Raw genomic sequence first — 18648 nt, 5'->3', positions numbered from 1 at the left:
TGGCGCGAAACAAAACGTCAGACCTGAAAGGCATGACGTTACAGAGCGTGATGGCGATCATCGCGGTAAACCTGAAGCGGATCATCACCCTCTCAAAAGAAAAAACAGGATAAGGGCAAGGAAAAAGGGCGATTGTCCCGACTTGAGTCGGTCCAATCGCCCTTTTTTCTGTTCACGCTCGGATAGAGCGGAGGTTTTTCAGTGCCCTCGGATAGATTCTGAGGGCTTTTCTGCTGCCCGGTGCCTTTGTCGACCAAGAAGATATGGCCATTTCCCGTCTCATACCAAGACGGTCACACTTCATCGTTCGGGCAAGCACGGAGCTGCTGTTTCACACGTGAATCGTTCCCCCTACATGGTGTGTGATGTCCGTCTCCGTCGGTTCGAACACGCCCGCTTCGGTGATGAGTCCGGTGATCAGTTCAGGCGGTGTGACGTCAAACGCCGGGTTAAAGACGGTGATCCCGACCGGCGCCGTCGGTTGTCCGCCGATATGGGTCACTTCTAGCGCGCTCCGCTCCTCGATTTGAATCACATCGTCCGCCGTTAAATCAAACGTCGAGTGCGGGGCCGCGACGTAAAACGGGATCCCGTAATGTTTAGCCAGGACGGCGAGCTGGAGCGTGCCGATCTTATTGGCGACGTGACCCGTCCGTGTGATGCGGTCAGCGCCGACGATGATGGCGTCGACTCCTTTCGCCTGAATCGTCCAAGCGGCCATATTGTCGGTGATGAGCGTGACGTCGATGTCGGCCCGGTCGAGCTCCCAGACGGTCAGGCGTGCCCCTTGGAGGAGCGGCCGCGTCTCACAAGCGAAGACGTTAAACGCGATACCTCGCTCTTTCCCGACGTAAAACGGCGCGAGCGCAGTCCCGTAACGCGACGTCGCGATCGCCCCGGCGTTACAGATCGTCAAGACGTTCCCCCCTGCCGGCAGCACCGTGAGCGCATGCTCCCCGATGGCCCGATACGTGTCGACGTCTCGCTCGAACAGCGCGATGGCCCGATGTTTGATGTCAGTCGCGATTCTTTCAAAGTCGTCTCCGACGTTGAATCCGAGAAGCGACTCGATCACGTTTTGCAGATTGACCGCCGTCGGACGGGTCGCGATCAATCGACGGCCGACGAGGTCGAGCCGGCGTGTGAAGTCCGGGTCATCCTGGAGGCGGACCGCTTCTTTCGCGAGCACGAATGCGCCGAAATAGGCGATGGCCGGCGCGCCTCGGACTTGTAACGTCTCGATGGCGTGCTCCGCCTGTTCGAGCGTCGCGATCGTCACGTACCGCTCTTCATGGGGCAGTAACGTTTGGTCTAAAATGACGAGCTCGTCCCGGTTCGGGTCGAAGCGAATGTTTTGGACTGTCATACGCGTACCCCCGCTAACAGCGTCACTAAATCATCGATCGAACGGATATCGTGGCGCTGTTTAATGAGCGTCGTGCCGAGCGTGAGCGCTTCCCGTTTCCGCTCGAGCCGGACCGTTTCCGGTAACGTCTCGAGGTCAGCGACTCCGGCGAGGCCGATGGCGCGGCGAATCAGTTCGCATCCGGCATAGCCGATCGTGTCGCTAAAGATGGTTTGAAGTAGCTCATCGACGAATCCGTCCGTGTTGAACGGTTCGACCGCCGTCTCAAACTTCGTCCGGAACGTCTTCTCAAACGTCTCCCATACCGTCAATACGTCCGTGAACCGTTCGAACCGTTTGAGTGGGTCATGGAACGTCGATAGCGTCAAATGGGCGACGATTTGCCCGATGTCAAAGCCGAACGGTCCGTAAAAAGCGAACTCCGGATCGATGACTTTCGTCTCTTGTTGCGTCGCGAAGATACTGCCTGTATGTAAGTCTCCGTGCAAGAGCGCGTCGTGTTTCGTGACGAAACCGACTTTCAGTTTCGTGACCTCCACTTTCAATTTCTGGTCACGCCAAAGCGCTTCGACGTCCTGACGGAGCGCGGTTTCGATGTTGTTCGATTCGGCATCTTTGTACGGATCGGTGAAGATCAGTTTTTCAGTGATGTCGCACAGTTCCGGGTTGTAGTAATCCCGTTCTTTCCGCTTCTTCTCAATCGGGCCGGCCGTATAGTCTGACGTCTCAAACAACGTCTGTCCTAAAAACTCACCGATGTGACGGGCGAGTTCAGGATACGTTTTCCCTTCCAAATAGCCCGTCCGGACGATATCAAAGTCGGACAAGTCCTCTAAAATCGTGTAGGCGAGCGTCCGGTCACTGCCGAGAACGACCGGGACGAAACGCGGGACGACGCTAGCGAATTCGCGCAACGCGAGCTGCTCGATCCACGCCCGTTCAAGTGTGAGCGGCCAACTCTCTCCGACGACTTTCGCATACGGTAGCGCCTGCTTGACGATGAGGCTCGTTTCGCCTTGACGGATGCGGAAGACGAGGTTCAAGTTGCCGTCCCCGATCTCCTCGCAATGCGCGATGCCCCCATCTTCGAGTAACCCTAACGTTCTGACGTGCTCGACGACTGTCTGTTCTGTAAATGGTTGATAAGCCATGTCTGTTTCCCCTTTCGGTATATTCCCCACAAAAAAAGCCCCTTTCTCCGCGAGAAAGAGGCACAGCCGTAACGGTTGTTCCTCTCATCTGTCAGACGTATGTCTGGTGGATGTAGCACCGTGCCTACTGGTCGGTTGCTGCGGCGTCATCGGGCCAATTCCCTCTGCCAACTCGCGATAAGAGTGTCATATTCGATTGTGTGAACTTGTTGTGATGAATGTTACTTACTCGAGCACCAAGTTGTCAACGTCAATTTTCGGACCCGGTGTTGTCTTTTCCCGGGCATATATAGAAACAATGAATTCAACTATTTTTTCTCAAAAAAAGGAATTGACGAACCGGATATTGTGTGACAAAATTCAATTAAATTTCACAACTTCAAAATACATTCTTATCAAGAGCAGACGGAGGGGACAAGCCCGATGATGTCGCAGCAACCGACCCGATTGGGCACGGTGCTAATTCTTGCAGCGTAAGCTGAGAGATAAGAGTTCATTTTTTTATGATGACCTCTTGCCTCGGCATGGGGTCATTTTTTGTTTGACCGGAAGGAGGAACGAACATGAGTATTACTGCCACATATGAAATCAGCCGGACGAACCGCGTCGCGACTGTCGCCGAGAAAATCGCCCTTGAACTGACCGTCGGCACATGGACGGAACTGCCCCACCTAGAGCAAGAACAATTAAAGGCGTATCGGGGCGAGGTCGTCTCAACGACGCACACGGAAACGACGAGTCGCTTCACAATCCGTTATCCGCTCCATAACGTCACGCCCGACTTCTCATCCATCTTGACGACGACGTTCGGGAAATTATCGCTCGATGACTCGGTACGCTTGATCGACTTGACGTTACCCGAAACGCTTGCGTCTGAATTCCCCGGAGCAAAGTTCGGTGTTCAAGGCGTTCGTGAGTTGCTCGACGTCCATGATCGCCCGCTCGTCATGAGCATCTTTAAAGGGATCATCGGCCGTGATTTACGCTTCTTAGAACAGCAACTTCGAGACCAGCTCGCCGGCGGCATCGACATCGTCAAAGATGATGAAATCCTATACGATAATCCGCTCACTCCGTCGCTTGAACGAGCTAAAATCGGGGCGGCCGTCATCCAAGAACAGTTCGAAACGACCGGGAAACGTTCGCTCTATGCCATCACGCTCAGCGGTCCGGTGTTCGGGCTACGTGACCAAGCGCTCCGCTTGATCGAGGCGGGCGCGACGGCACTGTTGTTCAACGTCTATACATACGGGCTCGACACACTCCGCGAACTCGCGAGCGATCCAACAATTAACGTCCCGATTTTGGCGCATCCGGCGTTCGCCGGCGCCTTGACCGGCTCGATCAGCCACTCGCTCTTGCTCGGGAAATTGTTCCGCCTCGCGGGGGCCGACTTGACGCTGTTCCCGTCCCCATACGGTTCACTCGCGACACCGTCCGATGAGGCGTTCGCGATTCGGGATAGCAGTGCTCGGCCGCACTGGGCGAAGCCGATTCTACCGGTCCCGTCGGCCGGCATCCATCCGGGGCTCGTCCCGGACATCATCCGTGATTTCGGCACAGACGTCGTCATCAACGCCGGCGGCGGCATCCACGGTCACCCAGACGGCGCGGCTGCCGGGGCCCGGGCGTTCCGACAAGCGATTGAGCAAGTAGTGGGCGTGGCGAGCCAGACGAACGAGCTCGAGGCCGCGCTAAAGGCGTGGTCAAAACAATGACGATTCACATCTTGTGTGACTTCGACGGGACGATCACGGCCGAGGACAACATCATCGCTTTGATGCGGGCGTTCGCACCGCCCGAATGGCACGCGCTCAAAGACGACGTGCTCGCTCAAGACATCTCGATCCGCTCCGGGGTCGGACAGATGTTCCAGCTGTTGCCGAGCGCTGACGCTTCGGCGTACCGTGACTACTTGCTGGACCGCATCACCTTGCGCCAAGGTTTCTCGACGTTTTTGGCAGAAGTCCGGCAACAAGTTTGGAAGTTCGACGTCGTCAGCGGCGGCATGGACTTTTTCGTGTACCCGATCTTGCAAGACCACGTCGCGCCGGACCACATCTACTGTAACGTCGCCGACTTCTCGGGCGAGACGGTACGCGTCGACTGGCCCTACGCCTGTGACGCGCATTGCACGAATGATTGTGGTTGCTGCAAACCGACAATCGCCCGGACGATCGTCGATCCCGTTGATCGCTTGATCGTCATCGGTGACTCGGTGACCGACTTCGAGATCGCCAAACGGGCCGATTTCGTCTACGCCCGTGGGCAACTCATCACGCTCTGTGAAGCAGAAGGCATCGCCTACGCCCCGTTCGAGACGTTCGACGACATCACCCATCACATGAAGGAGGTGCACGTATGAGCGTGACCGCACGTTGGCTTGAACTCGCCGACATTAAAGACGAACTCGCCGCGCGCGACTGGTTCCCCGGAACGAGTGGCAATTTGGCGATTCGTGTCTCCGACGACCCGCTGACCTTCCTCGTCACGGCGAGCGGACGCGATAAACGAAAACGGACCGCGGACGATTTCGTCCTCGTCGACGCGGCCGGCAGGTTACTTGGCGAACAAACTGGCAAACCGTCCGCTGAGACGTTGCTACACGTCGAGGTGTTCAACAAGACTGCGGCGACGTGTTCACTCCATGTGCACACGGTCGACAACAACGTCATCTCCGAGCTCCATGCCGTGAACGGTGAGGTCGTCTTCACGGGGCAAGAGATCATCAAGGCACTCGGGTATTGGGAAGAGGACGCGGTCGTCCGGGTCCCGATCATCGACAATCATGCCGACATCCCGACGCTCGCGGCCGCCTTCGCGCCTCACGTCCATTCAAGCGCCGGTGCCGTCCTCATCCGTAATCACGGCATCACGGTCTGGGGCGAGACGCCGGCTGCGGCGAAACGTTATTTAGAAGCATACGAATTTTTGTTCAGCTACACGTTAAAACTACGCGCCTTAGGCGTCCATTCATAAGGAGGAACTATCTATGGCAACTGTCTATTTCCAACAAACCGAAGAACGTCTCGTCGACCAATCTGAAGTGAACGTATTTTTAGAATCGCGCGGTATTCTGTATGAGCAGTGGGACATCGCTAAACTTCCGGTCGCGCTTCAAGAAAACTACGAACTGACGGACGACGACAAGCAAGCCATCCTCGCAACGTTCCGTGACGAGATTCAAGACGTGTCGGAGCGCCGCGGCTATCAAACGGCCGACGTCATCTCGCTGTCTGACGCGACACCGAACTTGGACGAACTGCTCGTCAACTTCCAAAAGGAACACCATCATACGGACGACGAGGTCCGCTTCATCGTCAGCGGGCACGGCATCTTCGCCATCGACGACGCCGAACGTGGCTACTTCAACATCGAACTCAATCCCGGCGATTTGATTTCGGTCCCGGTGAACACGCGCCACTACTTCACGCTCCAAGACGACCGCCAAGTCGTCGCCGTCCGCATCTTCGTGACGACAGAAGGCTGGGTGCCGATCTACGAGAAGCAAGACGTGACTGCCTAACAAAAAATCCTGCCTTCCGCATACGCGAAAGACAGGATTTTTTTAATGCTTGACCGCTGTCGGTTTGGAAGAGAACCAACCCCAAACAGCAATCCCGACCATGACCGACCAGAAGAACAGTGTCCAACCTAACGAGTGGACAAAACCGTCTGGAAGACCCATGAACGCGAACGGTGTACCGGCAATCAGTTCCTTGAAGCCAGGGTGTTCGAGGACGAGTACCGTCAACTTCACACCGACCCAGCCGACGATGAGGAAGGCGGCCGTCTCAAGTGTCGGACGTTGATGCAGCAGCTTCACGAAGACGCGGGCCGCGAATCGCATCAAGATGACCCCGATGAGTCCACCCGTCAAGACGACGAAGAATTGACCTGAGTCGATTCCACCGATCTCTCCAAGACCGAGCGGCGGCAAGCTGACTGCGAGTGCGACCGCTGCCAAGATCGAGTCGACCGCGAAAGCGATGTCGGCGAACTCGACTTTTACGACCGTCCACCAAAACTCTTTTTTCGTGACCGGCTTCTCGGTAATTGCCGTCTCTTCTTTCGCCTCAGCGGCGAGGTCTTGTCTTGGATCCATCTTGCGCGCCTTGTACGTCATATATAGATGTCGCGCGCTCATCCCGATCAAGTAAAGGGCACCGAGTGCTTGGACTTGCCAGACGTTGATTAAGAACGAGATTAAGAATAATGCGATGAAGCGGAAGACGAACGCTCCTAATAAACCGTAGAATAGCGCTTTCTTCTGTTCTGTCCGCGGCAAGTGCTTGACCATGACGGCCAACACGAGCGCGTTGTCTGCAGATAGTAGCCCTTCAAGACCGACGAGTACGACGATGATCCAGGCGTACTGCAGGATTAACTGCCAATCCATTTAAAAACATCCCCTTTTTTTGTGTGTTCTTTCATATTTAACAGTGATCTATTTTTAAGTTCACAGGAACATTTTATTTCTGTGCGTAAATTAAATCAATCTTCTTTCGTTCAATGTCTGAAGTTTTTTCCGCAGAACAGGTTCAAAGCATGTTCGCGAAGCAAAATGATACCCAGTTTGTATCCATTTCGTGATAAAATCCTAACAAGAACGAGTGGCGGTCATTTGCCCTCTTAAAAAAGGAGAATCCGATTATGTCTACAAGCCATGTCGCTTTACCTACTAAAGCAGAACGACATAAACTATTCGGCTCGGTCCCGCCGGTCAAAGGTACGAAACCGACAGAAAAAGATAAAATGGTCGATCTTCAAAATACACCTAAGAACTTCTTGTTCGCACTCGACAGCGTCGGGATCTCGAACGTCAAACATCCCGTCAACATCGAAACGCCAGACGGCATCCAAGCGACGGTCGCAACGTTTGAATTAACGACATCACTCGTCCAAGATCGTAAAGGCATCAACATGTCACGCTTGACGGAACAGCTCGACGCGTACCATACGCAAGGCTGGACGTTATCAAACCGCTCGCTCATCGAGTTCGCCCAAGAACTCGCCGAGCGTATGGAACAAACGGAAGGTCAATTGACGGTCCGCTACCCATGGTTCTTCAGCCGGAAAGCACCGGCGACGGGCCTCAGCGGTCTTATGAACGCTGACGTCATGCACAACGTGACATACAACCTCGAGACAGGTATGGCGAGCGTGACGGTCGGTCTCGTCATCAACGTGACGACGCTATGCCCATGTTCAAAAGAGATCAGCGAATACAGCGCCCATAACCAGCGCGGCTACATCACAATCGAAGCCGGTCTTGACGAAGCGTCGCTCGACGGCTTCGACTGGAGACTCGCATTGCTCGATGCGGCGGAGTCGAACGCATCGGCACCACTTCACCCGGTCTTAAAACGTCCGGATGAGAAACGGGCTACAGAAATCGCTTACGAAAACCCGCGTTTCGTCGAAGATATGGTCCGCTTGATTGCAGCCGACTTGTACGAGATGAAACAAGTCGTCAACTTCTTCGTCGAATGCCGAAACGAAGAGTCGATCCACCAGCACGACGCCATCGCGTCAATCACGTTCGATAAACGTGACAACTAAAAACGAGTGAAGCCAGATACTTGGCTTCACTCGTTTTTTTATACACTTTGTATGAGGCGGATCGTCAACAAAAGGACAATCAGGACGATCCACACCGCCCAGATGGTGCGCCATCTGTTCCAGTCGAGACGCTTCACGAACGCGTATACCGTCAAATAGAGGACGATCAAGAGCGGAATGACGACCCACGGATTGTCGAGCATCACGCTTCGACGTCACCGTCCCAAGCGAGCATGCCGCCCTCGACGTTGACGACTTTGAACCCTTCCGATTCCAAATAGTCGCACGCCGTCTGGCTGCGTCCGCCCGAGCGGCAGATGACGTGATAGACGTTGTCTTGCGCGAGCTTCTCGGTCACGCCCGGGAATTCAGACAGCGGATAGAGCGGCACGTTCGGGATATGGCCCGCGTCGTACTCGTCTTGTTCGCGTACGTCGATGATGTGGAGCGACTCCCCGTTCTCAAGCTTTTCACGTAATTCGGTTGCATGGATGCTTTGCATGCTGTTTCCCCCTTAAATTGTTATCCCCTACTAGTTTACCTCAGTTTCGTGTCGGACAAACTCCAATTGATGGTCGTCTCGTCATCGCAGTAGAAACCTTTCAGACCACAACGTTCGACCATGTCACTTACCCAAGACTGACTGCCGCAAAATAAAGTGAAGTGGCTATCCCATGGCGGTACGATGAGCCAATCATGCTGATAGCCGAAAAACGTGCGATGATTCATGTCCCATGTATCGGCTGCAAGAACTTCTCGAATGTTGATAAGATGGCGCTCCGTACAAAATTCGTCGCCGCTCCATATCCATTCTTCTCCCGTCTCCAGAAGCGCCCTTAATACCCGATTCTTTAAGAAATCAGACAGCTCGCCTTCGCCAGGTGGGAGTAAATTCTCGCGCTCGCAAAATTCGATGATTCGATTTGCGCCTTCTTTATCTTCGGCATGCGGTTTCAACGCCCCAATCATCGTTCGGAGTGCGTGATCGATACGTTTGACGTCTTCAAAACCCAGTTGGCGGCGCATATCTTCCCATGCGACGGCACGAAAATGCTGTTCCACTTCGTTTTTGTTCAGCTCGACATATCGGTCAATTGCGGTAGGATCTTCTATCGGTCCGAGAAACGGATGGTACGCGACGAACACTTCTTCAAACACGCCCTCATAGTAAGTTTTAATCGGAAAATCATCTCCACCGCCGAACATGGCGTAGCGATGTCCTTCCGGTAAAGTGATGGCTCCCTCAATCTCCTCCATGTGACCGCCTCCTTTTCCAATAGTTTACAACTATGCATCAAAAAAAGCATCCTCCGCTGTGGGAAGATGCTTCTGACTTACGCTTCGTTGCGCTCGTCAATCGCTTGTGCCGCTGTGATGAGCGTCAATTTATAGACGTCTTCTTCATTACAGCCACGCGACAAGTCGTTGACTGGCTTGTTGAGACCTTGCAAGATCGGTCCGATCGCTTCGTATCCACCGAAACGTTGAACCATCTTGTAGCCAATGTTCCCGGCTTCGAGGCTCGGGAAGACGAACACGTTGGCGTTACCGGCAACTTCAGAGCCCGGTGCTTTCTTCGCTGCCACGCTCGGGACGAACGCTGCGTCGAACTGAAGCTCACCATCGATTGGAAGGTGTGGCGCTTTCTCTTTGGCGAGACGCGTCGCTTCGATGACTTTCTCGGTTTCAGGCGACTTCGCCGAACCTTTCGTCGAGAAGCTGAGGAGCGCGACTTGCGGCTCGATGCCGAACGTCTTCGCCGTCAACGCTGACAAGTAGGCGTTCTCGGCAAGGTCGGCCGCGTCCGGTGCGATGTTGATCGCACAGTCCGAGAAGACGTATTGCTCATCGTCACGTACCATGATGAACACACCTGATGTCTTTTTGATGCCTTCTTGCATCTTGATGATTTGAAGTGCCGGACGGACCGTATCGGCCGTCGCATGCATCGCACCCGAGACAAGACCTTCCGCTTTGCCCGTGTGGACGAGCATCGTACCGAAGTAGTTCACATCTGACGACAACAATTCACGAGCTTGTTCAGCCGTCGCTTTGCCTTTACGGCGCTCGACGAACGATTCGACGAGCGTGTCGATATCTTCGTATGTCGCTGGGTCATACTGCGTCAAGTTCGAGATATCAAAGCCGTGTTTCGCTGCGACTGCATCGATGTCCGCTTTCGGACCGACGACGATCGGGTTGACCATGCCGTCATTTTTTAAACGGACTGCAGCTCCAAGGACGCGCTCATCGACGCCTTCTGCTAAGACGATGGTCGGACGAATCGGGCTGACTTTTTGCTTCAACGTGTCAAATAATTTCATGGTAAGTGAACTCCTTTTCGATTGGAAGATATCTATGTTTTCTCTTTAGGACACATTTGTCCGTATGCGTGTTTTATTATACACAGTCCTTTTTTTAAAATAAACTATTCTGCCCATATCGTCATAAATCGCTTGAAATCAGTCATTATATGAATAGAACAGTTATGTATTTATGACTGATACAGGTTGCTGTGAAGCCGTTTACATTTCTGCGTCCGCTTTCCCCCTTTCCTCGTCTCGATTGTGATTAGCCTCACAGACAGCGCCAAATTTGCCAGGCTGTAAAGTGTCTGTGGTAAAATAAACAGCGAAGCCAAGTCTTGAAAGGAGTTTTTTCATGTCAGAACGTCCAGCACCGACAACCGAAACACAGCACGCAGCCGCCACATTAGACGGTTGGTATACGCTCCATGATTTCCGCTCGATCGATTGGACACGTCTAAAAGCAGTCGACAAGGCGGCGCGTCAAGAAATGATTGAGGAGTTCGTCGCCTTCCTCGCCTCGCTTGAAGACGTCGAAACACGCGGAGAAGGCAGTCACGCCTTCTATTCAATCCTCGGTCAAAAAGCGGACGTCGTCCTCATGGTCCTTCGTCCGACGTTCAAAGAGCTCGAGCAAGTCGAACTCGCCCTTCGTAAGACGAAACTGTACGACTTTATGATCCCATCGTACTCTTACGTCTCGGTCATCGAGCTCGGCATGTACCGTGGCTCTGGTGACGGGGATCCGTACGAGAACCCGCACATCCGCTCGCGCTTGTACCCAACGTTGCCAAAAACGGCCCACATCTGCTTCTACCCGATGAGCAAAGCGCGCCGTGACGAGGATAACTGGTATACGCTGTCGATGGACGAGCGGAAAGACCTCATGTACCGCCACAGCATGATCGGCCGCAGCTATGCCGGCAAGATCCAGCAGTTCATCGGCGGATCGACCGGATTTGACGGCTGGGAATGGGGCGTCACGCTCTTCGCGGAAGACTCGCTCCAATTTAAGAAGATTGTTTACGAGATGCGTTTCGATGAAGTCAGCGCCAAATATGGCGAGTTTGGTGACTTCTACGTCGGAAACATCCTTCCAAAAGAAGAACTCGGCACATTCCTCGGTTGATTGAGGTTTACGCATCGACTCCCTCGGGAAACATCGTTGTAGAGGCACTTACAACAATGATCAATGAGGTGAACAACGATGCGCGTGTTCAAGGAATCAGATCGAGACACTGCAAAACGTTTAGATTCGTTCATTGAACGAATGGCCCCGACAGCAGAGCTAGTCCAAATTCGATTTGAACAACAATTACAACATACACAGCGAAAGGGTCAGGCGAAAGCCTGACCCTTATTTTGTCTTCGCGTGAAGCGCGTCGCCAAGGAACGTCGCGAGTTCTAGCATGCCGTATTGACCTGCCTTCGCTTCCGCGTCCGAGTTATAGTTCGTATTCGTGTTGACGTCGTACGCATAGACGTTACCGTCACGGTCTTCGATAATCTCGATCCCCGCGACTGCGATATTATTTTTTACCAAGAACGCTTCTAGTTGATCGATGATCGGATCGGCAAACCCGTCGACGATTTCAAATTTGGCCGGCGGCGTCTCGCCGACCGGGCAGAATTGGTCTTCAATCGAGCACGCATCCGCCGGGCATAGTTCGAACCCTTCCGACGTGTCGACCCGTACCGCGTAGAGGAACTTTCCGCCGATAAATTCACAGCGCGTGATGAACGGTTTCGGCGCTTCGATATATTGTTGGATGAGCGTGATGCCATCGACCGAGTCCTCGAACGCCGGTCCGTACACATACCCTTTCAACGCCTCAATCGAATGGAACAGCTGCACGCCAAGCCCTTTACCAGCCCGGTTATGCTTCGTGATGAACGGGCTCATGCCAAGCTTCTCGGCCGCCTCGATGATTTGTTTTTTTCCGACGGCAGCGATCGTCCTCGGCACACGGATCCCTTCTTGACGAAGCGCCGTATACTGGTTGACCTTGCTCACTTCGAGGCGAATCGCCCGTGTCCCGTTGAAGACGGTCCGTCCGTTCGCCTCGAGCCAGGCAAGTACCCCTTCCGTCAGCTCTGGCGCGTAGCGATGCCCGCGCGTATGTGACGAGGCACTCATCCGGTTATAGAACACACCATCCGGCGGCGTCGCTTCGATATCGATGATTCCTTCATCTAAATGCCACAGTTCATATGGAAGCGATAACTCCTCGAGCCGTTGGACGAGATGGTCCGTCCACTCATTGTTTTCATGCAAGACGTGAATTTTAGCCATATGAATCCCCCTTTGATACTCCTAATGTACCACACCGATATCCGACTATTCCAATTAGCATAATTGATGATACGTTCATTCTTATTTCATAACGGTTTCATGGTATAATGAACTTAATAATCTATATGAAAAGTGACAATTTCAAAGGGAAGTGATGTGTTTGACCGCACCTATTTTAAGTACAGACGTTTCAATCCTCTTGTTCGGCCTCCTCCTTGTCGCAGGAGTTTTGGCCACGCGCGTGTCGACCCGTTTTGGCCTGCCCGCCCTGCTTTTGTTCATGGGCATCGGCATAATCATGGGCAGCGACATCACCGGCTTAATTTTCTTCGATGACTCGAACCTCGCCCAGATGATCGGGATTTCCGCTCTGATCGTTATTTTGTTCGAAGGTGGTCTGCAGACGAAATGGGCCTCGTTTCGGAGTGTCCTCGTCCCGTCCGCCTCGCTCGCGACGATCGGCGTCTTATTGACGGCCGGGCTCGTCGCCGTGGCCGTTCGTTTCGTATTCGGTTTCGACTGGATTGAATCTTTCCTGTTCGGTGCCATCATCGGCTCGACCGATGCCGCCGCCGTGTTCGCCGCCTTCAAAGGAAAGAATATCTCGCCGAAAGTCGGCGCGACACTCGAAACCGAGTCCGGCACGAATGATCCGATGGCGATGTTTTTAACAATCCTCGCTCTCGACTTCATGTTGAAACCGGAAACGACGATTTGGGACGGCATCTGGATGTTCATCCTACAGATCATTGTCGGGGCGTTCGCCGGGTACATGCTCGGGAACCTGTCACGGCTCATGCTCAATCACTTGCGCCTTGAATCAAGCAGCCTGCACGCCGTCCTCATGATTTCGATGGCGTTCATGACGTATGGTGTGGCCGCCTACTTCGCTGGCAGCGGCTTGCTCGCCGTCTATCTTGCCGCGATGATTGTCGGGAATGCCCACACCGCCCATGAAGTGACCATCGTCCAATTTTCGGAGGCGCTCGCTTGGATCATGCAAATTATCATGTTCGTCATCCTCGGGCTTCTCGTCTATCCGAAACAACTGTTCGACCCAGAACTCATTTGGAAAGGGCTGTTGATTTCATTTTTCCTCATGTTCGTCGCCCGTCCGATCGCCGTTTACTTATCGACGATCGCGATGCCGTTCACGCATAAGGAAAAGCTGTTCATCTCCTGGGCCGGCTTAAAAGGAGCGGTCCCGATCGTACTAGCGACGTTCCCGCTCATCGCCGGGATCGACAACAGCCAACTCATCTTCAACGCCGTCTTCTTCGTCGTCGTGACGAGCGCGTTGATTCAAGGAACGACGCTCACACCACTCGCGGCCAAACTGAACCTGCTCGGCCCGGATAAGATCCGCTCGCCGTATACGATCGCGCTCGTATCGAGTAAACAGTCACAGCATCAGCTCGTTCCGTACGTGGCGACAGAAGCGTCATCAATGATTGGACGCACGCTCGCCGACATCACGTTACCGCCGAACACGGTCGTCAATGCGATCGTCCGCAAAGACTATCTGATCCCGCCGACCGGACAGACGAAAATTGAGCCGGGCGACTTATTGTACGTCCTCGCCTCGACGTATCGTCACGACCAACTCGATCGCAAGTTCGGCGAAGACGGGCTTGAACGCGTCGAGCTATGAACGAACAAGGACCGTGCCTCAGGGCACGGTCCTTGTTTTATGATTTGACTCGACGCGCCGATGCGATCAATTCGGCGACGTCTTGCTCACGTCCGGCGTGGAGCGCCTCGACGATGAAACTGCCGACGACGACCCCGTCACACACCTCACCGAGCGCTTGCACTTGGTCTTCCCGATGGACACCGAATCCGGCGAGTACCGGGACCGGAGACCGTTCTGTCAATGACCGTAAATGAGCGAGCAGTTCGTCCGGGAACGCGTCGACTTTTCCGGTCGTCCCTTTGAGCGTCACCGCGTAGACGAACCCTTCGGCCTGACTTAAGATCGTGTCAATTCGTTGTTTGTTACTCGTCAATGTGACGAGCGGGACGACCGCGACCCCGTTCCGTTCAATCCCCGCGAATAGTTCGAGGCTCTCTTCGAACGGCAAATCGGGGATGATGACACCGCTGACGCCGCATGCGGCCGCACGGTCGAAGAACGGCTGGATTCCGAACCGGAACACCGGATTCAAGTATGTCATGAGGACGATCGGGACTGAGAAACGCTCAGTTCCTTCTATTAAACAATCCAACACACTAGAGAGTGTCACCCCGGCCGCGAGGGCCCGCATCCCGGCCGCCTCGATGATCGGCCCGTCCGCTACCGGATCTGAGAACGGGATCCCGAGCTCGATCGCCGTCGCGCCCATCGCTTCGAGCCGCTCGATCGTCGGAATGAGTTGATCGAGTCCGCCGTCTCCAGCCATGATGTAAGGGACGAACGCTGCCCCGTCTCTATTTCGAATCGCTGTCTCTAAGCTCATTTCCGTCCCACCCTTTCTCGAATCGTATGCACATCTTTATCACCTCGGCCGGACAGACAGATGACGAGCAGATCGTCCTCGTCCATCGTCGCGGCGAGCGTCTCGGCATAGGCGAGTGCATGTGACGACTCGAGTGCCGGGATGATGCCTTCATGTCGACTGAGTGACATACATGCCTCTAACGCCGCCTCATCGGTGACCGCCGCGTAACGGACACGCTCGATGTCTTTCAAGAAACTATGCTCTGGTCCGACCCCAGGATAATCGAGTCCAGCCGAGATCGAGTGCGCTTCTTGGATTTGTCCGGCCCCGTCTTGCAGCACGTACATGAGCGAGCCGTGGAGCACGCCGACTTCCCCTTTGGTGAGCGTCGCCGCATGCTTGTCCGTATCGACGCCGCTTCCTGCTGCCTCGACACCGTACAAGGCGACGTCCTCGTCATTCAAGAACGGGTAGAACATCCCCATGGCGTTGCTGCCACCACCGACGCAAGCGATGACGGCATCCGGCAAGCGTCCGGTCTTGTCTAAAATTTGGCGCCGCGTCTCTGTTCCGATCACACTTTGGAAGTCACGCACCATCGTCGGGAATGGGTGTGGTCCAAGGACAGAGCCCATGACGTAGTGCGTATCGTCAACGTGTTTGACCCAGTAGCGTAACGCTTCGTTGACCGCATCTTTCAACGTTCGGCTGCCTGACTTCACCGGAATGACCGTCGCCCCGAGCAGTTCCATCCGAAACACGTTCAACTCTTGCCGTTCGACATCGACCTCACCCATGAAAATCGTACATTCTAAATTGAGCAACGCGCACACCGTCGCTGTCGCCACACCGTGTTGTCCGGCACCGGTCTCGGCGACGATTTTCTGTTTCCCCATCCGCTTGGCGAGCAGCGCCTGCCCGATCGTGTTGTTGATCTTATGGGCACCGGTATGGTTCAAATCCTCCCGTTTCAAGTAGACGTTCGTCCCGAGGCGTCGGCTCATGTTCTCCGCATAATAAAGCGGGGTCTCCCGTCCGACGTATTCGCTGAGCAACTCGTCGAAGCGTTCTTGAAATTCAGGATCTAACTTCGCTTCCTCATAAGCCACCTCGAGTTCTTCAACGGCCTGCATGAGTGTTTCCGGTATATATTTTCCTCCGTACGGGCCAAACTTCCCGTTCACTGGTTGTGTGTACATGGTGTTTCCTCCTTGGCACGTCTGATGAACGTGCGAATTTTATCGATATCTTTCTCTCCATCTGTCTCGACGCCGCTTGAGACGTCGACCCCGTCAGGCCGTACGTCGTGCATCGCTTGTTTCACGTTGTCGGCCGTCAAACCGCCGGCGAGCCAGAACGTTCGCTGCGGACGTTCCAACTGCAACCAGTCGAGCGTCTCCCCGCTCCCGGGCGTCGGCGCATCGAGTAAGACGATATCCGCCTCCGTCTCGCTGCTCGCTTCGATGATCGGCAGATTGAACTGTCGGAACGTCTCAAGCGGCAACGTGCGCCGGTGCAGCTGGATATCCGTCAATCCACAAGTGATTGCCGTCTCGACCTCATCAAGCGTCGGGTCGAGAAACACTCCGACGACACGGACGTGATTCGGGATCAACTGCCGTAGTCGTTTCGCCGTCGTCACATCGACTTGGCGTGAGCTGTTCGCGAACACGAAGCCGATCGCATCGGCCCCGGCTTCAACCGCCGCCGTCACACTTTCTTCTGTTTTCAATCCACATATTTTAACGAACACGTCTTCAACTCCTCAATCAACGCCGTCGGGTCATCCTGTCGCATAAGCGCCTCTCCGACGAGAATCGCTTTGGCTCCCGCGTCTCGCAGTCGGCTCGCTGCTTCGCCGGTGCTGACTCCGCTCTCACTGACGAAAGCCACGTTCGGATAACGCTTCATCAATTCAACCGATGTCTCGAGCGATACGTCGAACGTCTTCAAGTTCCGGTTGTTGATGCCGATCAACACGTCCCCGAGTTCGAGCGCCGTCTGGAGTTCGGATTCATCGTGCACTTCGACGAGCACGTCGAGGCCGATCAGGCGCGCGTGTTGCTTCAACGCGTGCAGGCGAGTCGGATGTAACGCCGCGACGATCAACAACGCCGCGCTCGCACCGGCCGCTTTCGCCCGGTCGAGTTGTCGTTCATCGATGATGAAGTCTTTACACAGGACCGGGATATCGACGGCGTCAGCGACTTGGCGTAAGTCATCGAACGACCCGTTAAAGTATGTCGTATCCGTCAGCACCGAGATCATCGTCGCACCGGCCCGTTCGTAAACCTGAGCCCGTTCGGCCACATCTAGTTCGGCTCGAATCACGCCTTTTGATGGGGACGCCCGCTTAATTTCCGCGATGATATGAAACCCGTCCGCGACCAGCCGCTGTAACGAGATCGGCTCCGTCGCCGTGACCGTGACGTCTTGCATCTGGTTGACCTCTTCGATTTTCGTCCCGATAATTTTCGTCAAGTAGCTCATGCGCCCACCTCCGTTTTTTGTAGTTGCTTAAGGACGCGGACGGCGTGGCCCTCGTCGATGCTTCGGCTCGCCTCGGCCACACCTTCACGTAACGTCTTGACGGCGCCGTATGTGCATAACGCGAGTGCCGCATTCAACAAGACGACGTCCCGCGCCGGTCCTGCCGCGCCGTTCAAGACGGCGACGAGCGTCTTCGCATTCTCTTCGGGTGTACCACCTTGTAGCGCCGACAGCGGCGCCCGCATCAACCCGACGTCTCGCGGGTCGACTTGATATCTCGCCGTCTGCTCTCCGTCAAAGAAGAGTACCTCGTTCGCACCAACGAGGCTCGCCTCGTCGAGCCCGCCGGCCCCATGGACGACCATGCCCCGTTCGACTCCGAGATGGCGCATCGCCGTAGCCATCTTCTCGATCAAGTCTGGATGGTAGACGCCGATCAATTGCCGTCTCGGCTTGAGCGGGTTCGTCAGCGGACCGATTTGATTGAAGATCGTCGCCGTCCCGAGCCGTTTTCGCACCGGCATGACATGTTTCATGATCGGATGGACGTGTTGGGCGAACAAGAAGCTCAAGTTCGTCCGCTCAAGTTCAGCTAACACGTCGTCAGCACTTTGGACGATCGGGATATTCAACGCCTCGAGCACGTCGGCGCTACCCGACCGGCTTGACACGCTCCGATTCCCATGTTTCGCGACCGGGATACCAAGTCCGGCGAGAACGAACGCGACGGTCGAACTAATGTTGAACGTGTTCGCTCCGTCACCGCCGGTCCCACAAACGTCGAGCACAGGGAGCGTCGTCTCCGGGAACGTCGCCGCTTCACGGATATAATCGGCCAGCCCCGCCATCTCTTCGGCCGTCTCGCCGCGTGCTTTCAATGCGAGAAGCACCTCGGTGATTTGCGTTTCATCCGCTTGAAACAACTCGGAAGCCGCCTGTTTCATCTCGGTCGTCGTCACTTGGTTCGTCAGTAGTCGTGTTAACATGTCCGTTCCTCCTTAAGCGATTTGGGTATAAAAAAACTCCATACGACGTCTGTCGT

20 protein-coding genes and 2 riboswitches are annotated in these 18648 nt (G+C 54.8%); of the genes, 7 read left to right on the top strand and 13 right to left on the bottom strand.

Features of this window, described 5'->3' with window-relative positions:
• Positions 1-331: 331 nt before the first annotated feature.
• On the bottom strand, positions 332-1366 hold the full coding sequence (gene mtnA, locus EVJ32_RS14095) for an S-methyl-5-thioribose-1-phosphate isomerase (protein ID WP_131458852.1): 1035 nt from the start codon (positions 1364-1366) through the stop codon (positions 332-334).
• Positions 1363-2517, bottom strand: coding sequence for an S-methyl-5-thioribose kinase (gene mtnK, locus EVJ32_RS14090; protein WP_131458851.1), 1155 nt, complete (start codon positions 2515-2517; stop codon positions 1363-1365). Before mtnK ends, mtnA begins: the two co-directional genes overlap by 4 nt.
• 81 nt (positions 2518-2598) lie before the next feature.
• A riboswitch (SAM riboswitch) is annotated at positions 2599-2701 on the bottom strand.
• A gap of 205 nt (positions 2702-2906) precedes the next feature.
• Positions 2907-3009, top strand: a riboswitch (SAM riboswitch).
• A gap of 71 nt (positions 3010-3080) precedes the next feature.
• On the opposite strand from mtnK, the gene EVJ32_RS14085 reads away from it, so the two are divergent.
• The 4 genes from EVJ32_RS14085 to EVJ32_RS14070 are packed head-to-tail and all read left to right on the top strand — an operon-like array spanning position 3081 to position 6043.
• Complete coding sequence (locus EVJ32_RS14085) at positions 3081-4235, top strand: 2,3-diketo-5-methylthiopentyl-1-phosphate enolase (RefSeq protein ID WP_131458850.1); 1155 nt, start codon at positions 3081-3083, stop codon at positions 4233-4235.
• Entirely contained in the window at positions 4232-4882 is a 651-nt protein-coding gene (locus tag EVJ32_RS14080) for a 2-hydroxy-3-keto-5-methylthiopentenyl-1-phosphate phosphatase (RefSeq protein ID WP_131458849.1), read from the top strand. Before EVJ32_RS14085 ends, EVJ32_RS14080 begins: the two co-directional genes overlap by 4 nt.
• Complete coding sequence (locus EVJ32_RS14075; RefSeq protein ID WP_131458848.1) at positions 4879-5496, top strand: methylthioribulose 1-phosphate dehydratase; 618 nt, start codon at positions 4879-4881, stop codon at positions 5494-5496. Before EVJ32_RS14080 ends, EVJ32_RS14075 begins: the two co-directional genes overlap by 4 nt.
• A gap of 13 nt (positions 5497-5509) precedes the next feature.
• Positions 5510-6043, top strand: coding sequence for a cupin domain-containing protein (locus EVJ32_RS14070; RefSeq protein WP_131458847.1), 534 nt, complete (start codon positions 5510-5512; stop codon positions 6041-6043).
• 42 nt (positions 6044-6085) lie between these two features.
• Here the strand turns inward: EVJ32_RS14070 and EVJ32_RS14065 are convergent, their stop codons facing one another.
• A complete protein-coding gene (locus EVJ32_RS14065; RefSeq protein WP_131458846.1) occupies positions 6086-6916 on the bottom strand; it encodes a TerC family protein in 831 nt (276 codons plus the stop codon).
• Positions 6917-7170: 254 nt separating this feature from the next.
• On the opposite strand from EVJ32_RS14065, the gene folE2 reads away from it, so the two are divergent.
• Positions 7171-8079, top strand: a complete 909-nt coding sequence (gene folE2 / locus EVJ32_RS14060; protein WP_016508342.1) for a GTP cyclohydrolase FolE2 — start codon at positions 7171-7173, stop codon at positions 8077-8079.
• Between the two features lie 38 nt (positions 8080-8117).
• Here the strand turns inward: folE2 and EVJ32_RS16320 are convergent, their stop codons facing one another.
• The 4 genes from EVJ32_RS16320 to pta form a co-directional block, all read right to left on the bottom strand.
• Positions 8118-8282: a hypothetical protein gene (locus EVJ32_RS16320; RefSeq protein WP_016508312.1), complete on the bottom strand. Its 165-nt coding sequence runs from the start codon at positions 8280-8282 to the stop codon at positions 8118-8120.
• Entirely contained in the window at positions 8282-8581 is a 300-nt protein-coding gene (locus EVJ32_RS14055) for a rhodanese-like domain-containing protein (RefSeq protein ID WP_016508292.1), read from the bottom strand. The genes EVJ32_RS16320 and EVJ32_RS14055 overlap by 1 nt, the downstream gene beginning before the upstream one ends.
• Positions 8582-8616: 35 nt before the next feature.
• Positions 8617-9336: a DUF2711 family protein gene (locus EVJ32_RS14050; protein WP_131458845.1), complete on the bottom strand. Its 720-nt coding sequence runs from the start codon at positions 9334-9336 to the stop codon at positions 8617-8619.
• A 77-nt stretch (positions 9337-9413) separates the two neighbouring features.
• On the bottom strand, positions 9414-10403 hold the full coding sequence (gene pta, locus EVJ32_RS14045) for a phosphate acetyltransferase (RefSeq protein ID WP_131458844.1): 990 nt from the start codon (positions 10401-10403) through the stop codon (positions 9414-9416).
• A gap of 337 nt (positions 10404-10740) precedes the next feature.
• On the opposite strand from pta, the gene hemQ reads away from it, so the two are divergent.
• Positions 10741-11514, top strand: a complete 774-nt coding sequence (gene hemQ / locus EVJ32_RS14040; protein WP_131458843.1) for a hydrogen peroxide-dependent heme synthase — start codon at positions 10741-10743, stop codon at positions 11512-11514.
• 228 nt (positions 11515-11742) lie between these two features.
• Here the strand turns inward: hemQ and EVJ32_RS14035 are convergent, their stop codons facing one another.
• Complete coding sequence (locus EVJ32_RS14035) at positions 11743-12678, bottom strand: ATP-grasp domain-containing protein (protein ID WP_131458842.1); 936 nt, start codon at positions 12676-12678, stop codon at positions 11743-11745.
• Positions 12679-12832: 154 nt separating this feature from the next.
• Here EVJ32_RS14035 and EVJ32_RS14030 point away from each other — a divergent pair, with 154 nt between their 5' ends.
• Positions 12833-14329 carry a potassium/proton antiporter gene (locus tag EVJ32_RS14030; protein WP_131458841.1) on the top strand — a complete coding sequence of 499 codons (1497 nt, stop codon included), beginning with the start codon at positions 12833-12835 and terminating at the stop codon, positions 14327-14329.
• A gap of 37 nt (positions 14330-14366) precedes the next feature.
• On the opposite strand, the gene trpA is transcribed toward EVJ32_RS14030, so the two are convergent.
• Genes trpA through trpD form a run of 5 tightly spaced genes read right to left on the bottom strand, consistent with a single transcriptional unit; the run spans position 14367 to position 18592 of the window.
• Positions 14367-15134 carry a tryptophan synthase subunit alpha gene (gene trpA, locus EVJ32_RS14025; protein WP_131458840.1) on the bottom strand — a complete coding sequence of 256 codons (768 nt, stop codon included), beginning with the start codon at positions 15132-15134 and terminating at the stop codon, positions 14367-14369.
• Entirely contained in the window at positions 15131-16315 is a 1185-nt protein-coding gene (gene trpB, locus EVJ32_RS14020) for a tryptophan synthase subunit beta (RefSeq protein WP_016508329.1), read from the bottom strand. The genes trpA and trpB overlap by 4 nt, the downstream gene beginning before the upstream one ends.
• Entirely contained in the window at positions 16297-16869 is a 573-nt protein-coding gene (locus tag EVJ32_RS14015; protein ID WP_131458839.1) for a phosphoribosylanthranilate isomerase, read from the bottom strand. The genes trpB and EVJ32_RS14015 overlap by 19 nt, the downstream gene beginning before the upstream one ends.
• Positions 16845-17606 carry an indole-3-glycerol phosphate synthase TrpC gene (trpC, locus tag EVJ32_RS14010; RefSeq protein WP_131458838.1) on the bottom strand — a complete coding sequence of 254 codons (762 nt, stop codon included), beginning with the start codon at positions 17604-17606 and terminating at the stop codon, positions 16845-16847. Before trpC ends, EVJ32_RS14015 begins: the two co-directional genes overlap by 25 nt.
• Positions 17603-18592 carry an anthranilate phosphoribosyltransferase gene (gene trpD / locus EVJ32_RS14005; protein ID WP_131458837.1) on the bottom strand — a complete coding sequence of 330 codons (990 nt, stop codon included), beginning with the start codon at positions 18590-18592 and terminating at the stop codon, positions 17603-17605. The genes trpC and trpD overlap by 4 nt, the downstream gene beginning before the upstream one ends.
• Positions 18593-18648: the final 56 nt, after the last annotated feature.

The sequence above is a fragment of the Exiguobacterium sp. SH5S4 genome (genome assembly GCF_004337045.1).
In the GTDB taxonomy this organism is placed as follows: domain Bacteria; phylum Bacillota; class Bacilli; order Exiguobacteriales; family Exiguobacteriaceae; genus Exiguobacterium; species Exiguobacterium aurantiacum_A.
Note: the sequence above shows the minus strand (reverse complement) of the source record. Positions and strands in the feature narration are given on the sequence as shown.

Excerpts from the sequence above, each read along its gene's own strand:
- mtnK (WP_131458851.1), bottom strand. The coding sequence starts at position 2,517 with ATGGCTTATCAACCATTTACAGAACAGACAGTCGTCGAGCACGTCAGA.
- mtnA (WP_131458852.1), bottom strand. The coding sequence starts at position 1,366 with ATGACAGTCCAAAACATTCGCTTCGACCCGAACCGGGACGAGCTCGTC.
- trpD (WP_131458837.1), bottom strand. The coding sequence starts at position 18,592 with ATGTTAACACGACTACTGACGAACCAAGTGACGACGACCGAGATGAAA.
- trpB (WP_016508329.1), bottom strand. The coding sequence starts at position 16,315 with ATGTACACACAACCAGTGAACGGGAAGTTTGGCCCGTACGGAGGAAAA.
- EVJ32_RS14055 (WP_016508292.1), bottom strand. The coding sequence starts at position 8,581 with ATGCAAAGCATCCATGCAACCGAATTACGTGAAAAGCTTGAGAACGGG.
- EVJ32_RS14065 (WP_131458846.1), bottom strand. The coding sequence starts at position 6,916 with ATGGATTGGCAGTTAATCCTGCAGTACGCCTGGATCATCGTCGTACTC.
- trpA (WP_131458840.1), bottom strand. The coding sequence starts at position 15,134 with ATGAGCTTAGAGACAGCGATTCGAAATAGAGACGGGGCAGCGTTCGTC.
- EVJ32_RS14030 (WP_131458841.1), top strand. The coding sequence starts at position 12,833 with ATGTGTTTGACCGCACCTATTTTAAGTACAGACGTTTCAATCCTCTTG.
- pta (WP_131458844.1), bottom strand. The coding sequence starts at position 10,403 with ATGAAATTATTTGACACGTTGAAGCAAAAAGTCAGCCCGATTCGTCCG.
- trpC (WP_131458838.1), bottom strand. The coding sequence starts at position 17,606 with ATGAGCTACTTGACGAAAATTATCGGGACGAAAATCGAAGAGGTCAAC.
- EVJ32_RS14070 (WP_131458847.1), top strand. The coding sequence starts at position 5,510 with ATGGCAACTGTCTATTTCCAACAAACCGAAGAACGTCTCGTCGACCAA.
- EVJ32_RS16320 (WP_016508312.1), bottom strand. The coding sequence starts at position 8,282 with ATGCTCGACAATCCGTGGGTCGTCATTCCGCTCTTGATCGTCCTCTAT.
- EVJ32_RS14085 (WP_131458850.1), top strand. The coding sequence starts at position 3,081 with ATGAGTATTACTGCCACATATGAAATCAGCCGGACGAACCGCGTCGCG.
- EVJ32_RS14050 (WP_131458845.1), bottom strand. The coding sequence starts at position 9,336 with ATGGAGGAGATTGAGGGAGCCATCACTTTACCGGAAGGACATCGCTAC.
- folE2 (WP_016508342.1), top strand. The coding sequence starts at position 7,171 with ATGTCTACAAGCCATGTCGCTTTACCTACTAAAGCAGAACGACATAAA.
- EVJ32_RS14080 (WP_131458849.1), top strand. The coding sequence starts at position 4,232 with ATGACGATTCACATCTTGTGTGACTTCGACGGGACGATCACGGCCGAG.
- EVJ32_RS14035 (WP_131458842.1), bottom strand. The coding sequence starts at position 12,678 with ATGGCTAAAATTCACGTCTTGCATGAAAACAATGAGTGGACGGACCAT.
- hemQ (WP_131458843.1), top strand. The coding sequence starts at position 10,741 with ATGTCAGAACGTCCAGCACCGACAACCGAAACACAGCACGCAGCCGCC.
- EVJ32_RS14075 (WP_131458848.1), top strand. The coding sequence starts at position 4,879 with ATGAGCGTGACCGCACGTTGGCTTGAACTCGCCGACATTAAAGACGAA.